The sequence below is a fragment of the Shewanella fidelis ATCC BAA-318 genome (genome assembly GCF_000518605.1).
GTDB lineage: Bacteria > Pseudomonadota > Gammaproteobacteria > Enterobacterales > Shewanellaceae > Shewanella > Shewanella fidelis.
In genome coordinates this window covers 39,775-58,527 of sequence record NZ_KI912460.1, presented here as the reverse complement: position 1 = coordinate 58,527, position 18,753 = coordinate 39,775, and the positions used below count along the sequence as shown (strand labels likewise).

Sequence of the window (18,753 nt, the reverse complement as noted above, 5' to 3'; positions counted from 1 at the left end):
TAAGCAATAAATAATAAAAATACGAGAACGTACAATGAACGCAGAAAAACGCCGCTTAATTTTAGAAAGACTAAGGGAGAATAATCCTCACCCAGAAACTGAGCTAAATTTCTCTAGCCCATTTGAGTTGCTCGTTGCTGTGACGTTATCTGCCCAAGCAACAGATGTCAGTGTTAACAAAGCCACCGATAAACTGTTTCCGGTGGCCAATACAGCGCAAGCAATTGTAGACCTTGGCGTAGAAGGCTTAAAACAGTATATAAAAACCATTGGTTTATATAACAATAAAGCCATTAATGTTGTTAAAGCCTGCGAAATCTTAGTTGAAAAGTATAATGGTGAAGTGCCTGAGAACAGAGAAGCGTTAGAAGCGCTTCCTGGCGTTGGACGCAAAACAGCAAACGTTGTACTCAATACTGCGTTTGGTTGGCCTACAATAGCCGTTGATACCCATATTGACCGTGTTGCTAACCGCACCAAATTTGCTATGGGCAAAAACGTTGTTGAAGTGGAAAAGAAACTGTTAAAAGTGGTACCGGCTGAGTTTAAAGTTGATGTTCATCATTGGTTGATCCTTCACGGACGTTATACCTGTATCGCCCGTAAGCCAAGATGCGGTAGCTGTATCATTGAAGACTTATGTGAGTTTAAAGATAAAGTCTACCCTGAAGAGTAATACCAATTAACAAATAACAAAAAAGCCGCGTTTAGCGGCTTTTTAATATCGATATGTTTAGTACATACAGATAAAGAAAACAGTTAAAAACGCAGCGATAACTGCAGTAAGGCCAAGCGCCATTTTTAATTCAGTTTGCATAATGTTCTCCTTGTAGTATTTGGCTAATACTATAAGAAAAATGCGACTTTCTCAGCCGATTTTAGAGCTTTTGTGATCTAGTGCTTACTAATAAAATTGATCTAGCGCAATTTTTACAAAATGTATCCAGCAATCAGAAAATAGTTATAATTCAATTATAAATAACCACAATAAATAGGAAGCAAAATGGCCCAGTTACTCCACACTATGTTAAGAGTCGGCAATTTAGAGCGCAGTATCGAGTTTTACACTAACGTCTTAGGCATGAAGCTACTAAGACAAAGTGAAAATGCGGAATACAAATACACATTAGCCTTTGTAGGTTATGGCGAAGAATCAAGCGGCAGTGCTGTGATCGAACTGACTTACAACTGGGGTACAGAGTCATATGATCACGGTAATGCCTTTGGCCATATAGCCATTGGCGAAGAAGACATCTACGCCCGTTGTGAAGCTATTGCCGCAGCCGGTGGCAAAGTTATTCGCCCTGCAGGTCCTGTTGCAGGTGGCACAACTGAAATTGCGTTTGTTGAAGATCCTGACGGCTATAAAATTGAGTTCATTCAAATGAGCTCTGCTGAAAACGGTTTAGGTTAATACCAATTAGTATACCTCCCCGTTTTAAGCCCAATAAAAAAGCGCCTTACGGCGCTTTTGTTTTAGCTAAATAGCATAGCTATTAGAACTTCATTGTCACACCAGCGAAGTATGTGCGACCAATTACGTCGTAAACTTCTGGTACGGTACCACCGTCACTACCGTTAGACACTTTTGATGGCTCTTCATCAGTAAAGTTCTTAACACCAGCACTTAGCATCCAAGCATCATTGATGAAGTAAGATGCTGATAGGTTGTGGTAAAGAACTGAATCTACAGTATCACCTGTTGCTAAGTCATCCATTTCGCCGATGTAACGGTTGAAGTACATAACACTCCAATCATCTTGACCAGCTTTAATGCTAAAGTTGTTACGAACTTCTGCGTAAGCACCGAAGTTACCGTCGATAGTACCAGTGTACTCTTTACCGTCTTGCTCAAAGTTCAACAAGTAAGTGGTATCGTTACTCACAGTCCAGTCAAGGTTTAGTGCTTCAAACTTATACGCTAAGTTGAAATCAATACCGCTTGTATCTTGGAAACCAACGTTAGTTAGCGAGTTAGTCAAGTTAGACAGATCACCATCAGGCCCAATGTTGAATGTTTCACAAGCCGATGCATCACCCGCAAAACATGCATCTAAACCAGCTTGAGTATCAAGACGCGTGATTGCGTTCTTCACTTTAAAGCGCCAGTAATCGACTGTTAGCGACATACCATCAATGTAGCTTGGTGAGTAAACCAAACCGGCTGTATAAGACTCTGACTCTTCAGGCTTAAGATCTTCGTCTGATGAGTAGTTAACTAAGATCTGAGGATCTTTCTCATTACCCCATGGATCCACTAGGTAATCGTACGAGCCTGAGTTACCACCGTATAGCTCACTTACACTAGGTGCACGGAAGCCTGTTGCAGCTACTGTACGAAGCATTAACTCATCAGTCGCTTCATAAGTAAGACCAATCTTCCAAGTTGATGCGTTACCGAATGTTGAGTAGTCATCAAAACGTAGTGCAAATTCACCGGTTAGCTTATCTGTAAACGGTACGCTCACTTCTTGGAATACAGAAATAACATTGTAGCTACCATCAGTTGGATCTTGCTGCGCCGCAGTACTTTCACCCGCTACAACAATCGGATCTGGATTGTAGTAACCACTTTCATAACGGTATTCTGCACCAATTGCGAATGCTACTGCACCTGCGTCTAAGTCAAATAGCTCACCATTTAAACCAGCAGAGAATACATGCTGCTCGTTACCACCATCAGCTTGCTCATCATAAGATACGCTATCAAGCAGATCTTGATCTGTCATAGGTTGACCTGTTAGCCACGGATCCTGATCAGCATAAATAGCTTCTGCCATTAGGTTTGCATTAATTGAGTTTTCTACACCTGTTTTAGCTTTGTTGTTGCCGTAGGTATATGACATATCCCAGTTCATGCCAGTATTGATATCTAAAGAACCTTCAAGGCCAGCAGAAACACGCCAAGTATCAGTATCTTGAGTATAGATACGTGGACCAACGTCATTCATACGTTTTCTGTAATTAACTTGGCCGTTTTTATCCGGTGTAATACCCGCATCGATCATGTCTTGATCAAGCTCAAAACAGGTCGCAGGATCATCACCAGCTTCACAAACATCAAGCATGATATTAGCTGGCTGAGGAGCTAGCTGCTGGTTTGACTTACGCTTAGTATATAAAATGTCACCAGTCATCACGATGTCATCACCAAGCTCTTGCGTCATGTTTGCAAATAAACTGTAACGCTTACTTGGCGTTTGATAAAAACTGTCTTGAGTAAAGTCGTAACCTTCTTCACGGTCTACCCAGTTACCATTTTCATCTTTAACTTTGCCGCCTAAAGAGCCATTCGGAATGAATGAGCTGCTACCTGGATCAGTCCAATCACGATCCGATTGGATTACACCTTTACGCTCTGAGTACGCGGCACCGAAAGTGAAGTTACCCGTATCAGTGTTAAAGCCATATAGCGCACTAACTTCAACGTTTTCACCATCGCTTTGGTCGGTCATGCCGCCTTGAACATCAACTTGGAAACCTTCGAAATCTTTCTTGGTGATAATGTTCACTACACCAGCAATAGCATCAGAACCATATACTGCAGAGGCACCATCTTTTAGAATTTCAACGCGAGCGATCATAGCTACAGGAATTGAGTTTAGATCCACAGCACTATCTGCGCCCGAGCCTGAGTTCACCATACGGCGACCATTTAACAGTACTAAGGTGCGTTGTGAGCCCATACCACGTAGGTCAACTTGCGCTACACCGTCTGAACCATTGTTTGTGCTTGAACCAACTGCCTTACCACCCATTGATGTTTGAGCTTGTAGCAATTCATCTACAGTGGTAAAACCTTCAGCGCGGATCTCTTCTGCACCAATAACGGTAACTGGAGAAGCTGTTTCCATATCTTGACGCTGGATACGGGAGCCGGTAACAGCGATGCGTTCTACATCTGCGCCTACTTCTTCTGCAAAAGCGGTATTAGATGCTGTGAATGCCGTGGTTGAAACCGAAGCGATCAAGCCAAACTTGATCGCAGAGGCCAATTTAGATGGTCTGTTCATTATGTTGTACTCCCTAACCTAATTATTTTTATATACGTCATTTGTTATGCCTGACGTTGGTATCGATACTGCAATTTCACGTTTAAAGCGTCAATCGAGCAATTCTTTAACCATCAAGCCATTCCTGTTAATAGGCAGTAAACAAAAAGAAAACTAACATGAACTGATTACGTGCAATTAATGTGAGCAATATCACGCACCAGTGTTTTCCACTAAAATTCACCAAAGGAGTAGCTTTTTAAACCAGAACTGATGCAACCTTTTATTAACGCGCAAGAAGTTAATAAATGTGACGCACATCACAAAACGCACATCAAAAATCTAGTAAAGGCTTAAAGTTTGCAGCTGATTATTTGAGATTGCTCATGTTTTTATAGACAAAATTAGGCTAGCAGTAAGCTGGGGTTAAGCTAAAAAATGCAGGGAGTCGCATATTTGTGAATAAATGTTACAGTGAGATTGTTTAGTTGCTGTCAAATTCGCAATCATAAAAACCAACGACATATTGATAACAATAATCATTAACAATAAATGATTGTTGAGATTTCATTATGGTCGTCAGATATAACCGGGCAGGTTTATTGATAATTAACTTCAATTAAATAGCTAATTGATTGAGGGCCCAAATCGGCGCTTTCTGCTACTGTGATTGAACCTCCAATGGATATTTCTGTCGCTCTGGACGACAGGGAAACTGATAAGGTTTGCTTGCCATTGTCGAAAATGGGGGTAAAAGATACGCTATTGTTTGTAACTGGAGTCACCGTAATAAGCACTTGCTCAGCTTCATTACCTCTGAGCATTAGCTTGCCGAGCGAGGTATTGGAACTGGCACACCCTTCTCCTTGGCTGCCCTGAGCAGTTAACTCACAATGAATGTTGGCAATATTATATATATCCCCCATTTCGATAGGCTTTGTTTGCTCGATAGATAAAGGCACCACTAAATTAAAGTGTGCCTGTGCAATCGCGGTTGCGAGGCCAAAGAGTAACTTCATATCAATTTCACAAAGCCAAGTTAAGTTATTGCTTTAGTTTAGTTGCCTAAAACAGATAAACAAAATTGCCAAAGCTTAAAACTCGATACAAGTCAGTGAAATGCGACTTTTGAATGACGACAAGCTTAATTACTAACTATCAGTTGCGGTAATTGTAGGAACTCGCCAGGCATTAACTTAATGCTGCGGATCAGCTCTGCGTCCAAAAATAGCTGATATTCACCTGGACGGATTTGCTCAAAAATAAATACACCATCATATTCCACTCGTGTTTGATAGGTTAAAGCAGACGTTACTGATCGCAGTTCCAATAACTTGCCAGTTGCCGCGATGCCACTATCGAAGTAAACCACTTCCCCCTCTAGCTCTGATGTAAACATGACTGGAAACAAAATGGGTTGAATATGCCCGGGATGGGGGTTAACACTGATGATATGCGCTGCCGGAATTAAAAAGGGATCTTTTAAGCTGTTTTCATTAAGGACCAACTTTTGCTGTCTATTGGTTTGTAACTGAGTAATTAGCAGCTCGCCATTTTCATCGGTTTGTTTGTTTGACTGACTGTGGCCAGAAAATCTCAACCCCGAAATCGCTAGCTCATCTTCTTCAAACAAGCCATTAGCATTATCGTCTTGAAAAGCGATAATCTTTACGGCTCCGGTATTGATATAGCTCATTCGGTCAACTAGCCAACGATCAGGTTTAGTATCCCACAATATGGCGCTATTCCACTTCATTTGTGCAAACCAATCACCGTTAGAAGCATTATCAATATCTAGCCGTAGACTTCCGAAATCAAAGAAATAAGCGATGGAGTTGCGCATACTAAATTCAGTATCGCTATTAGGCTGATATCGTAACTCAAGTTGATAGTTTGCATCATCGTTAATCGCAGTATTAATATTCGATACCCACTGATTTAACATTACATCTGGCACAAGCTCTAAATCAACATAACTGCGCAACTGCCAGTTATTTAACCTACCAGATAATGCAATTCTATCGCGCCATTGTTCACGCTTGTTTAAACTCGACCAGCGCAGTTCATTACTGACTGTTAAAGTATTAACCCGCCCAGATAAAAGAAAATTCATCTGCGCATTATCACTGCCAATATTTAATGCTTGCCAACGTCCATTCAGCCCCCAATTAATCCCGAGCTCATTGAATCCGCCACTTAGACTGACAAACGCTTGCTCATTGATACGCCCATCAACATTATCCCATGTTGAGTAATTGCTATACTTTTGCCATTCTGCTTGCCAGTCGATATAACTTTGACTTCCCTGTATAGCTGCACTGGTTGCATAGCCTTGTTGGCTTTGAACATAGTTAAGTTCAACAAGTTGAGCATCGCCAACAAAGTTAACCGCTAAACGAGGTAAAAATTGCCATTGCTTTTGCTCATCTTGTTGTTGCACCAATGCCATACCTAGAGTCATATCCTCTCTTACCGCCCAATTAATATCGGCGTAGTACTGCTTTAAATCATCCTGCTCTCGAGTAATGGCACCGACATTAACGCCAACACTGCCCTTTTCTAAGACTGAGTTATCAAGTAACTTACTGAAGGATTCGATTCGGCTTTCACCATTGGGGCCGAAAAATCGCAACTGATATTGGTTTAAACCTATGTAATAAGGCACATCACTAAATCGATATAGGCCATCGGACTGCACTCGCTGAACACCAATAAGGGTATTATTACGATATAACTCTACATCCCAACCGGGTTCCAATTCACCATCAACAACTATCGTACGCAAATCGGCATTAAATCCATCGCCGGCGCTAACAACAGCCCCCGTTCCTCGAGTTGAGTCAGCAACCAAAGATAAGTTATGAGAATCAACATCACCTAAACGGTAAAAATTAAACCACTGATCAGTTAAAATTCGCTCTAGATAACCATTGAATGTCGTTCCATTAGCAGTGTGAGAGTATGCTACATAGCTATTGTGACTAAAAATGTCTGTTCTTGCCTGAACATAACTGTCCGTTTCAGTTTTAACATCATCTTTAATCGATTGCGTTCTCACTCCTACATCGATATTCAGTGCTAAATCCCCCACAAGGGCATATTGTTTATTAATCTCTTTAATCGGGCGTTTATCTGCACTGTTTTTTTGTGCATTAAATAACTGATATTTTTTCTGCCTTTCTATTAGTTGGCTAAGTGGAATATTATCGGAGGCCGCAATATCAAACTTTTGCCTTGCGGGATCAAATGTGACCTCAACGCCAAATAACTGCTGTAAGATCTTAGTGTCTAAATAGAGATCCCAACTATCATGGAAGATAACCGATGCTGTTGTGCTGCAATCAACACCTTGGTTCCAAAACAGCATCAACTGCTGATCAATTTGTATTGTTTTAGCTTCATCAACAAACCAGCCATGGGCAGAGAAAGTGTCGATATCAACTTGTAGCGGCAATAACAGCTGCTCAACAATAAACTCTAGCGGTAAATAAAAACGGCCATCAACGTGATATGCAAACATCTCATTGCTTAACAGCATGTCTGCATAGAAAAGCTGGGTAACGAGAAATAACGCTTCATCAGCCACCTCTCTTGTATAGGGAATAGCCAGTTGATGATCACAAGCGCCTATGTTGCTTTGAGAGGCCTGCAAGGGTTGAACTGGCAACGACTGGTTTTGGCCTGTTTTATAAACCGATCCATCGGCTGTTTTTAGTTCATCTTCAGAAGCTGTTTTTGACAGCCCTGCTATCGGCTGAGATGACATTCTACTTTTATTAGCTTTAGGGGGCTCAATAGTACTTTCAAGAGCAACACCCGTTGCTGCCACACTAACAATTGATTGAATTGCTTTCTCTTTTGTTACCTCAGCATTTTTATGGGAAAGCTGCTGCTCTAAAATAGCATTATCAGGCTCATTCAGTGTCACCTCAGTCCGCAGGGCTTGAGATAATTGCTCTACTTGAGAGTCACGCGGTTTTTCACGCTCTAGCTGATGAGTTATAGTCGCTATCTTGGGAGCATTTACTGTGAGTGCTAGTGCAGAATATGGGTTAAGCGTACCCTCGAGATCAGGCGAGTCAATTGAGGATACTTTTGATGCAGGCTTCGATGCTAATAGCGCGATCAGAAATATCGCTGCTAAAGTAAGCCAGCGACAAAACTGTAATAGTCGAAGTAACGCGTTCAAAGTCGGCTAGAGTATTAAACTAGCCTCTACGGTTTGCGCTTGAAACAGCGAATCATTTTCTTGATAACGAACAAGTAACTCAGTCCCGGCGGCAACCGGTTGATTCAGAGGAATGGAAAGCTGTCGCTGATTAACCTCAGTGTATATAGCAATATTTTTCATCGCCCCGATGACTTGCTTGGTTACTGGGTTAATAACCTCTATATCACCAATGCTGCTGCGCTCTCCTGTGCGTTGCAGTGTCACTTCAATTGATTGCCTACTATCATTCGCATTGCTATCAATTTTGAGCTCACTCGTTAAATCGCCGACTCGCATCAATACTGGAATTGCCACTTTCATAAAGGCAGAAATAGATAAACTGAATGTATCGGCATCCTGCTCAGTGCTATTTGTTTGCGTTGTTGGCGTTAAAGGTATTTGATGAAAAACCATATAACTACGATATTCACCATTAGCGATATCACGGGGTAACCTTGCCGCCAAACGAACTCGAACCCCTTGCTCTGGCTCAATATTAACCCTGCGTGGTGAATAGCGTACAAAACTTGCTAACGAGTGAGTCGCTTCTTGCTTTGATAAGGTTACATACTCACCATTAGCCAGCATCTTTTTATCTTCAAAATAGATATTGTAACGAGCTGGGGTACTTCCTTTATTAACTAAAGAGAAAACAGCGCTAGTATTTTTGCGATCAAGCTCTACGCGAGTGGGGTTCACAAGTAGATTGGCAGAAGCATTAAATGCTAAAAGTGCTGCAATACAGCCAAGTAGAAATTTTTTCATATCGTCGCCTAGCTAATGTGCGAGGTTTACCCTCTTTTATTATTTTGAATAGCTTACTTCGGCATCGACTCTCGTCGATTAAAGCAGGGGCTATGAATTCATCTTATTCATAGCCCCTTAATAGATTTAGTAAGTCACGCTCAATGTATAAGATAACGCGTGAGTACCTGCCGTCGCGTTTGCAGCAGTAATAGCAAGGTTACCAGCAACATTAATCGATGCTGTGTTACCTGCAATTGTTTCAGACGCATTAGCAACACTAGGAGTAAATTCAACGCCAGGTATACTAGTATCTGCGCCAGATACAGATACGTTAACTAGACCATTAGCACCAGAAACGGTAAAAGCACCTGCTGCAGAAGTCGCCCCACCAGCAACACAAGCTGAACCTGTAGTTGCTCCGGCAAAATCAACAGCACAGTTAGCGTCAGCAGCAATAGAAACGTCACCAAACTCCATCGCTGTCGTTTCAGTTACAGTCAGTGGATATACTAAATTAAAGTTAGCTGTACCTGTTGCGTCTTCTGCAATGGCGCTAGTAGAAAGTAGTAGAGAAGATGCAACAAGAGTAGAAAGTAGTATTTTATTTGTCATTATCCAGTTCCTATAGGGTATCGATTATTTTTATATTTTCGCTGCACCAATAAAAGATTCATTAAACCACTGTTCTACAGGGGTAATTCTCTTTAACGTGAAGCTTGGAATTGAACTTATAACAATTTTGTTACATTTAGCAACATGCTTATTTATCAATTCATAAAACTGTCATCTAAGCAAAAACAGTAAAAATTAACCCTTTAGTTTTTTACGACTTGGCAGACCGCTACAAAAAAGATAAAAACGCCACAATTAACACTCAATAAAAACTAATCAACCAAGTTAATCATAAATCACAGTGTAAATAATCACTTATTCTTGTTGTGGTTAAACAGATATATATAACAAAAAGGGATAGTTTATAACCACTATGAATAACCCTTTAGTCTAGAGTGAATGCTCAAAACTAGACTTTATTACTACAAAAAAATCAGCAAAGCCCTGCATATGTACTGCTATCAAAATTCGAGTTATTACAAAATCCATCAAATTCAGCGCAGTGCTACTTCCGCAACAGCATCATATTCAGTAATCTAAATAATACTAATTGCTATACCCCCCAAAGAATAATAAAAGGGAAAATAATGCTTTTTCATCAACTTACTTTTATAAATAACAGCGTGCAGCTTGCTTTACTTCAAGCGATGTTAATTATAGCCATCGTTTTTGGGGTCAGTTCTCTAGGCATATCAAACGCATCGGCCGCGATTTTTATTACTGAAATTCAGCCACTAAAGTACCCAACCACAGTTAAAAACCTAAATAAGTCGACTGTGGTGATCGTTAATTGGAAAGGAAACTTAGGTGGTGGCACTAACGCAACTTTGCTCGATAACGATTATTACCAAGGTAAATATCTAGTGCGTTCGGATAGCAACAGACCCATTACCATTGAGTTTTTTCAGCTTGCAAACGAAACCAAGGTCAATTTAAAAACACTGCGAGTAAGGTACAAAAACAAAACTTATAAAAATTTCCCAACGGTTGCACTGGATAACCCTGGAGTTGATGGTGAAGTGATTTCAATTGGTGCTAAGGTCGTGGCTGGGAAAAAAGCCACTGCTGGAGAGAAGTTTCCGCAATATGTATTAAGAATAATTGAGCAGTAATTATAATTAAAAATAGCCCATGTTAACTGGGCTATTTTTATCTCTTACTTAAGCTTCAGGCTTTATCAAGTTAAAGTGGCTGTATGCCCTATTCGTAGCTATACGTCCCCGCGGAGTGCGCTGGATAAAACCTTGCTGAATTAAAAACGGCTCAAGTACGTCTTCAATGGTTTCCCGCTCTTCGCCAATGGCTGCGGCCAAGTTATCTAAACCTACTGGACCACCCATAAATTTATCAATAATGGCCAACAATAGCTTCCGATCCATATAGTCGAAACCCTCAGCATCAACATCCAGCATGTCTAATGCTTCATCAGCTATCATTTTAGTGACCGCGCCACTATGCTTAACTTCAGCAAAATCTCTGACACGCCTGAGTAACCGGTTAGCAATACGTGGTGTACCACGAGAACGACGAGCCACTTCAATAGCGCCGTCCTCATCGATTTCAAGCCCCATAACTTTGGCGCTACGCGTCACGATACTTGCAAGATCTTTAACGTTATAAAACTCAAGTCTTAGTGGAATACCAAAGCGAGCACGTAAAGGTGAAGTTAACGCCCCTGCACGAGTCGTTGCACCAACAAGGGTAAAAGGAGGCAAATCCAATTTAATCGAACGTGCTGCAGGCCCCTCTCCTATCATAATATCCAGCTGATAATCTTCCATTGCTGGATATAAGATCTCCTCAACAACAGGACTTAAACGATGAATTTCATCGATAAACAGCACATCGTTAGGCTCAAGATTAGTCAGCAAGGCAGCCAAATCACCCGCTTTTTCAAGTACAGGACCTGAGGTAGACTTAATATTAACGCCCATTTCATTGGCAACGATCATAGCTAATGTGGTTTTACCTAAGCCTGGTGGCCCGTAAATCAACATATGATCTAAGGCTTCACTGCGCTTTTGCGCCGCTTCAATAAATATTTTTAACTGCGCACGAGTATCATCTTGACCGGTATATTCATCAAGTAGTTTTGGTCGCATCGCACGATCAACCGCTTCGACTTCATCTCGGTCTAATATGTGCGGTTGTATTAATCGGTCGGCTTCAATCATCTACATTCCTTAAAGCATCGATTTTAGAGCAGATTTAATCAGCATCTCTGATGTCATATCAACCGTATAAACTGAGGACACAGCTTTACTCGCTTGAGCAGGCTTGTATCCCAATGCTAATAATGCCGCTATTGCATCTTCTTCTGCAGTATTTACGACTTCAGGCGCTTTATAGTTAGATTGAAGTACAAATTCACGCTCAGAACCGACCGATGTTTCCATTAGGCTCTTTAGCTTGTCACGCATCTCTACTAACAAACGCTCTGCAGTTTTTTTACCTACACCGGGTAACTTTACTAATGTTGCAATATCATCGCGCTCAACACAGGCAACAAACTCACCTGCAGTCATGCCAGAAAGAATAGTTAGCCCCAGCTTTGGCCCAACACCATTAGCTTTAATCAATAATCTGAATAAGCTGCGCTCTTGCTTTGAAATAAAACCATAGAGCAGTTGAGCATCTTCTCTGACAACAAAATGAGTAAAGATAACAGCTTCTTGGCCAAGATCCGGTAGTTCATAAAAGCTGGTTAATGGCATTTGAATTTCGTAGCCAACACCTGCAACGTCAACTAAGACTTCTGGTGCTTGTTTTTCTACTAATACACCACGAATACGACCTATCATTTATATCGTCCATATGTTCTTACATTGGCTCGTCCGCCCAAGGCGACTAAGCTTTGGCAAGTATGATAATGACACACTGCAACCCCCAAAGCATCCGCTGCGTCAGCTTGTGGTGCACTTGGTAATTTAAGCAATTGCTGGATCATATGCTGTACTTGTGTTTTTTGCGCGCGGCCTGTACCCACAACAGCGCTTTTTATTTGAGTCGCGCTATACTCAGCAACAGGTAAGTTAGCAGCTGTTGCCGCAACAATTGCTGCGCCACGAGCCTGACCTAACTTAAGTGCAGAGTCTGCATTTTTAGCCATAAAAACCCGCTCAATAGCAAATTCATCTGGCTGATATTGTCTGATTATCTCTGAAAGGCCATCGAAGATCTGTTTTAGCCGCAGCGGTAATTCATCAGAACTGGTGCGAATACAACCGCTTCCAAGATAAATTTGCTGGCGACCAACACAGTTAATTACACCATAACCGGTGATCCGAGAGCCGGGATCGACTCCCAAAATAATTGCCATAGATTATTTATTCCAAACTTTCCATGACTTCGTCAGAAATATCGGCGTTATGGTATACCTCTTGTACATCGTCATGATCTTCCAAGTTATCAATCAAGCGTAAAAACTTAGGTGCTGTATCTGCATCAAGTTCCGCTTTTGTTGAAGGCACCATGGTCACTTCAGCATTAATAGATTCAAGACCTGCGGCATCGAGTGCATCTTTAACGCTACCAAAATCTTCAGGAGAGGTCAGTACATCAATCGAGCCATCTTCATGGGTAACCACATCTTCAGCACCGGCTTCAAGCGCAGCATCCATTACCGTATCTTCATCAACACCTTCGTATGAGATGATACCTTTCTTATCAAAAAGATAAGCAACAGAACCATCGGTACCTAAGTTACCACCAGACTTACTAAAGGCATTTCTTACACCTGATACGGTACGGTTTTTATTATCGGTCATGGTTTCAACCAACACCGCAGTGCCACCCGGTCCATAACCTTCATAAATAATGGTCTCTAATACTTGGCCATCAAGCTCGCCTGCGCCACGTTTGATCGCTCTTTCAACTGTATCGCGAGTCATGTTGTTCGATAATGACTTATCTATGGCTGCTCGTAAGCGGGGATTTGAATCGGGATCTGAGCCCCCTTCTCTTGCCGCTACCGTTAACTCTCTAATAAATTTAGTGAATAACTTACCGCGCTTCGCATCTTGAGCTGCTTTGCGGTGCTTAATATTGGCCCATTTACTATGACCTGCCATATCTAACTCCTTAATGTATACCCAAACAACCTACAGGCATTGTATAAGTTTCTTGGGTATATTTTATCGAAAAAAAAGCCGAGTCTTCACTCGGCTCTTTAATGCTTGATATTACTCTGCGTCTTTAGCGTCAGCTTCAACGACGCTAACACCTAATTCTGCTAACTGTACTGGATTAGCAAACCCTGGTGCGTTGGTTAACGGACAAGCTGCAGTTGTTGTTTTCGGGAACGCCATTACGTCACGAATAGAGCTTGCACCTGTCATCAACATAATGATACGGTCAAGACCAAATGCAAGACCTGCATGCGGTGGTGTACCATAACGCAACGCTTCTAATAAGAAGCCAAACTTCTCACTTGCTTCTTCGTCGTTAATACCCAAAATTCTAAATACTGCAGACTGCATCTTGCTATCGTGAATACGCACTGAACCGCCGCCTAATTCACAGCCGTTTAGTACCATGTCGTATGCATCAGAAATCGCAGCAGTAGGATTAGCTTCTAGCTCTTCTGGCGTCATATTGCTTGGCGCAGTAAATGGGTGGTGCATTGCATGCAAACCACCATCTGATGTGCGTTCAAACATTGGGAAGTCAACAACCCATAGCGGCTTCCACTCACCTTCAAGTAAGTCAAAATCTTCACCCGCTTTTAGACGTAGTGCACCCATAGCTTCTGCTACAATATTCGCTTTATCGGCACCAAATAGGATAAGGTCGCCAGTTTGTGCACCAGTGCGCTCAAGTAATGCTTTAACAACATCTTCACTTAAGAACTTAAGTACAGGCGACTGGATGCCTTCAATACCTTGGTCTAGGTCATTAACCTTCATCCAAGCTAGACCTTTCGCGCCGTAGATAGTGACATACTTAGCGTATTCATCTAACTGCTTACGTGAAAGCTTAGCACCACCAGGAATGCTTAATACAGCAACACGACCTTCAGGATCGTTCGCTGGGCCATTAAATACTGCAAACTCAACATCTTTTACAATATCGGCAACATCAATTAGCTCAAGTGGGTTACGTAAATCAGGCTTATCAGAACCAAAACGACGCATCGCTTCTGCAAATGTCATTTTAGGGAAATCGCCTAAATCAACATTCAACAGATCTTTAAATAGGCCACGAACCATCTCTTCAGTCTTGTCCATCACTTGAGCTGATGTCATGAATGAAGTTTCGATATCAATCTGAGTAAATTCTGGCTGACGATCAGCACGTAAGTCTTCGTCACGGAAACACTTAACGATTTGGTAGTAACGGTCAAAACCAGACATCATCAGTAACTGCTTAAACAGCTGCGGTGATTGTGGTAGTGCGAAGAACTGACCTTTATAGGTACGGCTTGGTACTAGGTAATCACGTGCACCTTCTGGTGTCGCCTTAGTTAGAATTGGCGTTTCAATGTCTAAGAAACCATTACCGTCTAAGAAACGTCGTACAGCGCTAGTGACTTTAGAACGGAAGATAATGCGATCTGCCATTTCAGGACGACGTAGATCTAAGTAACGATACTTAAGACGCTGCTCTTCAGTATTGTGCTGATTTTTGTCCATGTTAATTGGCAATGGTGCAGAGCTGTTTAAAATTGTTAGCTCTAAACCTAAAATCTCAATTTCACCAGTACGCATGTCAGGATTAACTTGACTATCAGGTCTTGCTCTTACTAAGCCTTTAATCTGAACACAAAACTCACTGCGTAGTGTGCTTGCAACATCAAACACTTCTGGAAGGTCTGGATCGTAAACAACTTGAACAACACCTTCTCTATCACGTAAATCGAGAAAAACTACGCCGCCTAAATCTCGGCTGCGGTTAACCCAACCCACTAGGGTCACTTCTTGACCTACGTGAGACTTATTGACGTCTCCACAATAATGACTGCGCATTTAACTCTTCCTTTATTCCGCAAAGCGATGCTTGAGGATCTGGTTCAAAACAAGACAAAACGGGCATTATAGAGAAATATTGCCGTTTTCCAAATAACTTATCGACTAGTCGGCTAACTATCCATCAATTTAGATTAAAAAACAGCTTAACCCACATAATTAGTAGCTAATAGTTTACTCACAATTAATTGATATCGTGCAGACATACTGCAAATTTTTCGAGACAAATTAAAACTTGCTGTTTAAGTGTCTAATAACTCAACGCTAGCGCTATAAACTACGGTAAGTTTTACCACCTGAATTTTTGGCCCGATACATCTGCTTATCTGCCGTTTTTAGTAAGCCGTCTATACTATCACCATCCTTTGGAAATACAGCAATGCCTATGCTTGCCGAGGCCGATAGCCTGTTATCTTGTAAATAAAAAGGCTCAGCTAAACTATTTAATAAGTTTTTTGCAACCTCATACACCGACTTAATATCCTTTATATCATTTAATATCACTACAAACTCATCGCCACCAAGCCGTCCTACGGTATCTGATCTACGGATCCCCTGTTTCAAAACGTCGCTGACATGGACTAAAAATGTGTCTCCAGCATGATGACCGTACTGATCATTAATTAGCTTAAATCCATCTAAATCGATGAAGATGACCGCAAACTGTGCAGTGCTGCGGCTATGCAATAAAATCGCTTGCTCTAACCTATCTTCAATCAATGAACGATTAGGTAATTGAGTTAAACTGTCATGCTTAGCAAAGTGAGCCATTTTATTTTCGGCATCAATACGACGCTCAACTTCTTTACGTAAATGACGAATAGCAATTAGTGCAACAATAACGATCAGCATCAGCAGCAGAAAAACAACCAGTCCTATTTGTACATTCTTAAGATATTCATCGCGTCCAAATTCGATTGTTTGTCCTACCCATTTTTGATGGATCTGCTGCTGTTTATCTGGATCAATACTGGCTAGCACTTTATTAATTAATGGCAGCAGTGCACGTTTATCAGGGTGCACGCCTATATGACTGCGTTGCTCAGCAAAATCGACCAACATCGACATTTTCAAATTAGCATAATCGTCATCGCGTAATCGGCTACTCAAATTAACCACTTTGTCAATGAACACATCTGCTTTGCCTTCACTAACGACCTTTAACCCTGATTGGCTACTCGGCACTAATACAAGCTTTAAACCAGGATATTGTTGGATTAATTGCTGAACAATATGATATCCCTCAACGACCGCAACACGTTGGCCAGTAAGCTCTTCTAAGGCAAAAACATTAATATTATTATATTGAGTAACAATCCCCCAAGGAGACGGCCAGTAAGCAGATGAAAATCCAATTTTCCCCAATCTATCAGGCGTCTCTGCGACGCTAGCCACCATATCAACATCGCCTGAAATTAACGCATCTAACAAGTTTTGCCACTCGTCAAAAGCCACTGTTGTCACCGTTAATCCTAGCTCTTCAGCGATAATACCTATGATGTCACTATTGATACCGGCGTATTCACCGTCTACTGCAAACTCCATCGGCCGCCAATCTCTTAGAAAACCGACCTTTAGCGGACCACTTTCAGCAATTATCGTCTGCTGCTCAGGCGTTAATTTAATTATTCCGGCTTGTTCTCGATAAATCCTATCTTGCGGATTGAGCATCCATTTACGTTCTATTTGGGCCAATTCTGCCATTGAGATCTGTTGAAAGCCTGCCGCTACACGCTCTGAAAAACCGACATCTTTATTGCGGTTCAATACATAAAGATCTGTATTAAAATTAAGGCCTTCATACTGATAAAATTGATCCCAACTTTGGTTTAAAAGTAAATAGTGTTGCGTCCATGCCCCTGCCGCAACAAATGCGCTAATCTGACCTTCTTTAGCCTTTGTAATCATCTCACTAACAGAAGTGTAGTAACGTATCTCAGAGTCAGGTAATGCATCTATAAGCTCGGTTAAATAAGGTGAAGTAGGCGCAACGCCTACCACTTTACCTTGCAAATCCGACAGCGTTTTCAACGGCTGCTGATAAGAAAACAGTCGGCTAGTAACTTGATAAATCGTATGGGCGCGATTGAGTCCCGTTTGAATCGAGGCACTCTCAGGATAACCAAGATGAACATCTGCAATACCCCGCTTAACATAGTCCACACTTTGCTTCATATTGCCGGCTACAAAACGTATTGGTAATCCCGTTTTGTCAGACCATAACTTCCAGATATCAATCAACAAACCATGTGGCAAACCATCTGCGCCGATATCCACATATGGATCAACACCTGACTGCATTGCAACAACAATATCATTTTGATAGCGCTTATCACCAAGCCACTGTTTGATATAGCCATCCATAACACTGGCTGGGATTGACTCAAATCCTGCTGAGATCTGTTGCGATAAAATGAGGTTTGATTTTAGTATTGCTGGATAAAATGCCATTTTGGCAATTGATATACGACGCTCTAATGGGAATTGAATAGAGATAGCATTGTTGATTTGGCTCTCACGTAAAAACCCCTCTAAGCTAACAAAAACTAAGATCTCTTCATTTATGACCGCATTGAGTAAATCGCTGCGGTTTTCAAAATAACTAAAACTTAATCTTGGCTCCTGCTGTTGCAACAAGGATATTTGTGCCGCGCCCTTCACAACACCAATCTTGTAAGGCAGTAAGTCTTGTAAACGGTCAGCTTTAGGAAGTTGATAGTTAACGTATAAAAAACTTTGGAAATTTAATAAATTAGGCCCAAATCTATATTGGGTTTCACGAGCTGCGGTTTTCGCCATCCCCATATGCACATCAGCGATGCCTTGCTCAAGGTTTGCTGTTGAGCGCACCCAATTGCTTGGTTTGAAAATAACCTTGGTGCCAGTACGCTGGGCCCATTCAAGCCAAAGGTCGACTAACAAGCCACTAGGCTGGTTATTTTCGTCAACAAATTGAAAGGGATAAGTATCATTACTCATTGCAACAACGAGCGGAGGGGACGGTTCGGGCTCACTCGATGTAGCACACACTGAGACAAGCAAGGTCACTAAGGCAAGCAACACACAAGTGATAGTTTTCAATTACATTTCCCAAAAAAGTTACATTTTTGCTTAATTTTTGTTTTACAAATGCTATTAGACAAAATTTTATAGGGAATTTCCAGTGCTAGCCTTGCTGCTAACGGATATGTTTAGCTAGAATAAAGAGTTGAACTTCCACGATCTGATC

At 41.5% G+C, this 18,753-nt stretch carries 14 protein-coding genes; 3 read left to right on the top strand and 11 right to left on the bottom strand.

Annotated elements, in window-relative coordinates:
• The first annotated feature begins 34 nt into the window (after positions 1 to 34).
• On the top strand, positions 35 to 676 hold the full coding sequence (nth, locus tag L884_RS0118060; protein WP_028768806.1) for an endonuclease III: 642 nt from the start codon (positions 35 to 37) through the stop codon (positions 674 to 676).
• Positions 677 to 1,003: 327 nt separating this feature from the next.
• On the top strand, positions 1,004 to 1,414 hold the full coding sequence (gene gloA, locus L884_RS0118050; RefSeq protein ID WP_028768805.1) for a lactoylglutathione lyase: 411 nt from the start codon (positions 1,004 to 1,006) through the stop codon (positions 1,412 to 1,414).
• A gap of 82 nt (positions 1,415 to 1,496) precedes the next feature.
• Here gloA and L884_RS0118045 read toward each other — a convergent pair whose 3' ends face one another.
• The 5 genes from L884_RS0118045 to L884_RS0118025 form a co-directional block, all read right to left on the bottom strand.
• The gene (locus L884_RS0118045) at positions 1,497 to 4,013 is read right to left on the bottom strand and encodes a TonB-dependent receptor (RefSeq protein WP_028768804.1); all 2,517 of its coding nucleotides are present in this window, start codon (positions 4,011 to 4,013) and stop codon (positions 1,497 to 1,499) included.
• A gap of 578 nt (positions 4,014 to 4,591) precedes the next feature.
• Positions 4,592 to 5,011, bottom strand: a complete 420-nt coding sequence (locus L884_RS0118040; RefSeq protein WP_028768803.1) for a hypothetical protein — start codon at positions 5,009 to 5,011, stop codon at positions 4,592 to 4,594.
• 125 nt (positions 5,012 to 5,136) lie between these two features.
• Complete coding sequence (locus L884_RS22370; RefSeq protein WP_051435689.1) at positions 5,137 to 8,181, bottom strand: hypothetical protein; 3,045 nt, start codon at positions 8,179 to 8,181, stop codon at positions 5,137 to 5,139.
• A 6-nt stretch (positions 8,182 to 8,187) separates the two neighbouring features.
• Complete coding sequence (locus tag L884_RS0118030; protein WP_028768802.1) at positions 8,188 to 8,967, bottom strand: fimbrial biogenesis chaperone; 780 nt, start codon at positions 8,965 to 8,967, stop codon at positions 8,188 to 8,190.
• 126 nt (positions 8,968 to 9,093) lie between these two features.
• A complete protein-coding gene (locus L884_RS0118025) occupies positions 9,094 to 9,561 on the bottom strand; it encodes a hypothetical protein (protein WP_028768801.1) in 468 nt (155 codons plus the stop codon).
• A gap of 587 nt (positions 9,562 to 10,148) precedes the next feature.
• Between L884_RS0118025 and L884_RS22365 the strand changes: the two genes are divergently transcribed.
• Positions 10,149 to 10,673, top strand: a complete 525-nt coding sequence (locus L884_RS22365) for a hypothetical protein (RefSeq protein ID WP_051435688.1) — start codon at positions 10,149 to 10,151, stop codon at positions 10,671 to 10,673.
• A 48-nt stretch (positions 10,674 to 10,721) separates the two neighbouring features.
• Here L884_RS22365 and ruvB read toward each other — a convergent pair whose 3' ends face one another.
• The 6 genes from ruvB to L884_RS0117990 form a co-directional block, all read right to left on the bottom strand.
• On the bottom strand, positions 10,722 to 11,735 hold the full coding sequence (gene ruvB / locus L884_RS0118015; protein WP_028768800.1) for a Holliday junction branch migration DNA helicase RuvB: 1,014 nt from the start codon (positions 11,733 to 11,735) through the stop codon (positions 10,722 to 10,724).
• Between the two features lie 9 nt (positions 11,736 to 11,744).
• A complete protein-coding gene (gene ruvA, locus L884_RS0118010) occupies positions 11,745 to 12,362 on the bottom strand; it encodes a Holliday junction branch migration protein RuvA (protein WP_028768799.1) in 618 nt (205 codons plus the stop codon).
• Positions 12,359 to 12,880, bottom strand: coding sequence for a crossover junction endodeoxyribonuclease RuvC (gene ruvC / locus L884_RS0118005; protein ID WP_028768798.1), 522 nt, complete (start codon positions 12,878 to 12,880; stop codon positions 12,359 to 12,361). Before ruvC ends, ruvA begins: the two co-directional genes overlap by 4 nt.
• A 7-nt stretch (positions 12,881 to 12,887) precedes the next feature.
• Positions 12,888 to 13,631 (bottom strand): YebC/PmpR family DNA-binding transcriptional regulator, encoded by a 744-nt coding sequence (locus tag L884_RS0118000; RefSeq protein WP_028768797.1) that lies wholly within the window; start codon positions 13,629 to 13,631, stop codon positions 12,888 to 12,890.
• Positions 13,632 to 13,742: 111 nt separating this feature from the next.
• Positions 13,743 to 15,524, bottom strand: a complete 1,782-nt coding sequence (gene aspS, locus L884_RS0117995; protein ID WP_028768796.1) for an aspartate--tRNA ligase — start codon at positions 15,522 to 15,524, stop codon at positions 13,743 to 13,745.
• 270 nt (positions 15,525 to 15,794) lie between these two features.
• Positions 15,795 to 18,605, bottom strand: a complete 2,811-nt coding sequence (locus L884_RS0117990; protein WP_028768795.1) for a diguanylate cyclase domain-containing protein — start codon at positions 18,603 to 18,605, stop codon at positions 15,795 to 15,797.
• Between the last annotated feature and the right edge of the window lie 148 nt (positions 18,606 to 18,753).

What these genes read in the sequence shown, in the direction of transcription:
- ruvC (WP_028768798.1), bottom strand. Translation starts at nt 12,880, where the DNA reads ATGGCAATTATTTTGGGAGTCGATCCCGGCTCTCGGATCACCGGTTAT.
- aspS (WP_028768796.1), bottom strand. Translation starts at nt 15,524, where the DNA reads ATGCGCAGTCATTATTGTGGAGACGTCAATAAGTCTCACGTAGGTCAA.
- L884_RS0118030 (WP_028768802.1), bottom strand. Translation starts at nt 8,967, where the DNA reads ATGAAAAAATTTCTACTTGGCTGTATTGCAGCACTTTTAGCATTTAAT.
- L884_RS22365 (WP_051435688.1), top strand. Translation starts at nt 10,149, where the DNA reads ATGCTTTTTCATCAACTTACTTTTATAAATAACAGCGTGCAGCTTGCT.
- L884_RS0118000 (WP_028768797.1), bottom strand. Translation starts at nt 13,631, where the DNA reads ATGGCAGGTCATAGTAAATGGGCCAATATTAAGCACCGCAAAGCAGCT.
- L884_RS0118040 (WP_028768803.1), bottom strand. Translation starts at nt 5,011, where the DNA reads ATGAAGTTACTCTTTGGCCTCGCAACCGCGATTGCACAGGCACACTTT.
- ruvA (WP_028768799.1), bottom strand. Translation starts at nt 12,362, where the DNA reads ATGATAGGTCGTATTCGTGGTGTATTAGTAGAAAAACAAGCACCAGAA.
- L884_RS0118045 (WP_028768804.1), bottom strand. Translation starts at nt 4,013, where the DNA reads ATGAACAGACCATCTAAATTGGCCTCTGCGATCAAGTTTGGCTTGATC.
- nth (WP_028768806.1), top strand. Translation starts at nt 35, where the DNA reads ATGAACGCAGAAAAACGCCGCTTAATTTTAGAAAGACTAAGGGAGAAT.
- ruvB (WP_028768800.1), bottom strand. Translation starts at nt 11,735, where the DNA reads ATGATTGAAGCCGACCGATTAATACAACCGCACATATTAGACCGAGAT.
- gloA (WP_028768805.1), top strand. Translation starts at nt 1,004, where the DNA reads ATGGCCCAGTTACTCCACACTATGTTAAGAGTCGGCAATTTAGAGCGC.
- L884_RS0118025 (WP_028768801.1), bottom strand. Translation starts at nt 9,561, where the DNA reads ATGACAAATAAAATACTACTTTCTACTCTTGTTGCATCTTCTCTACTA.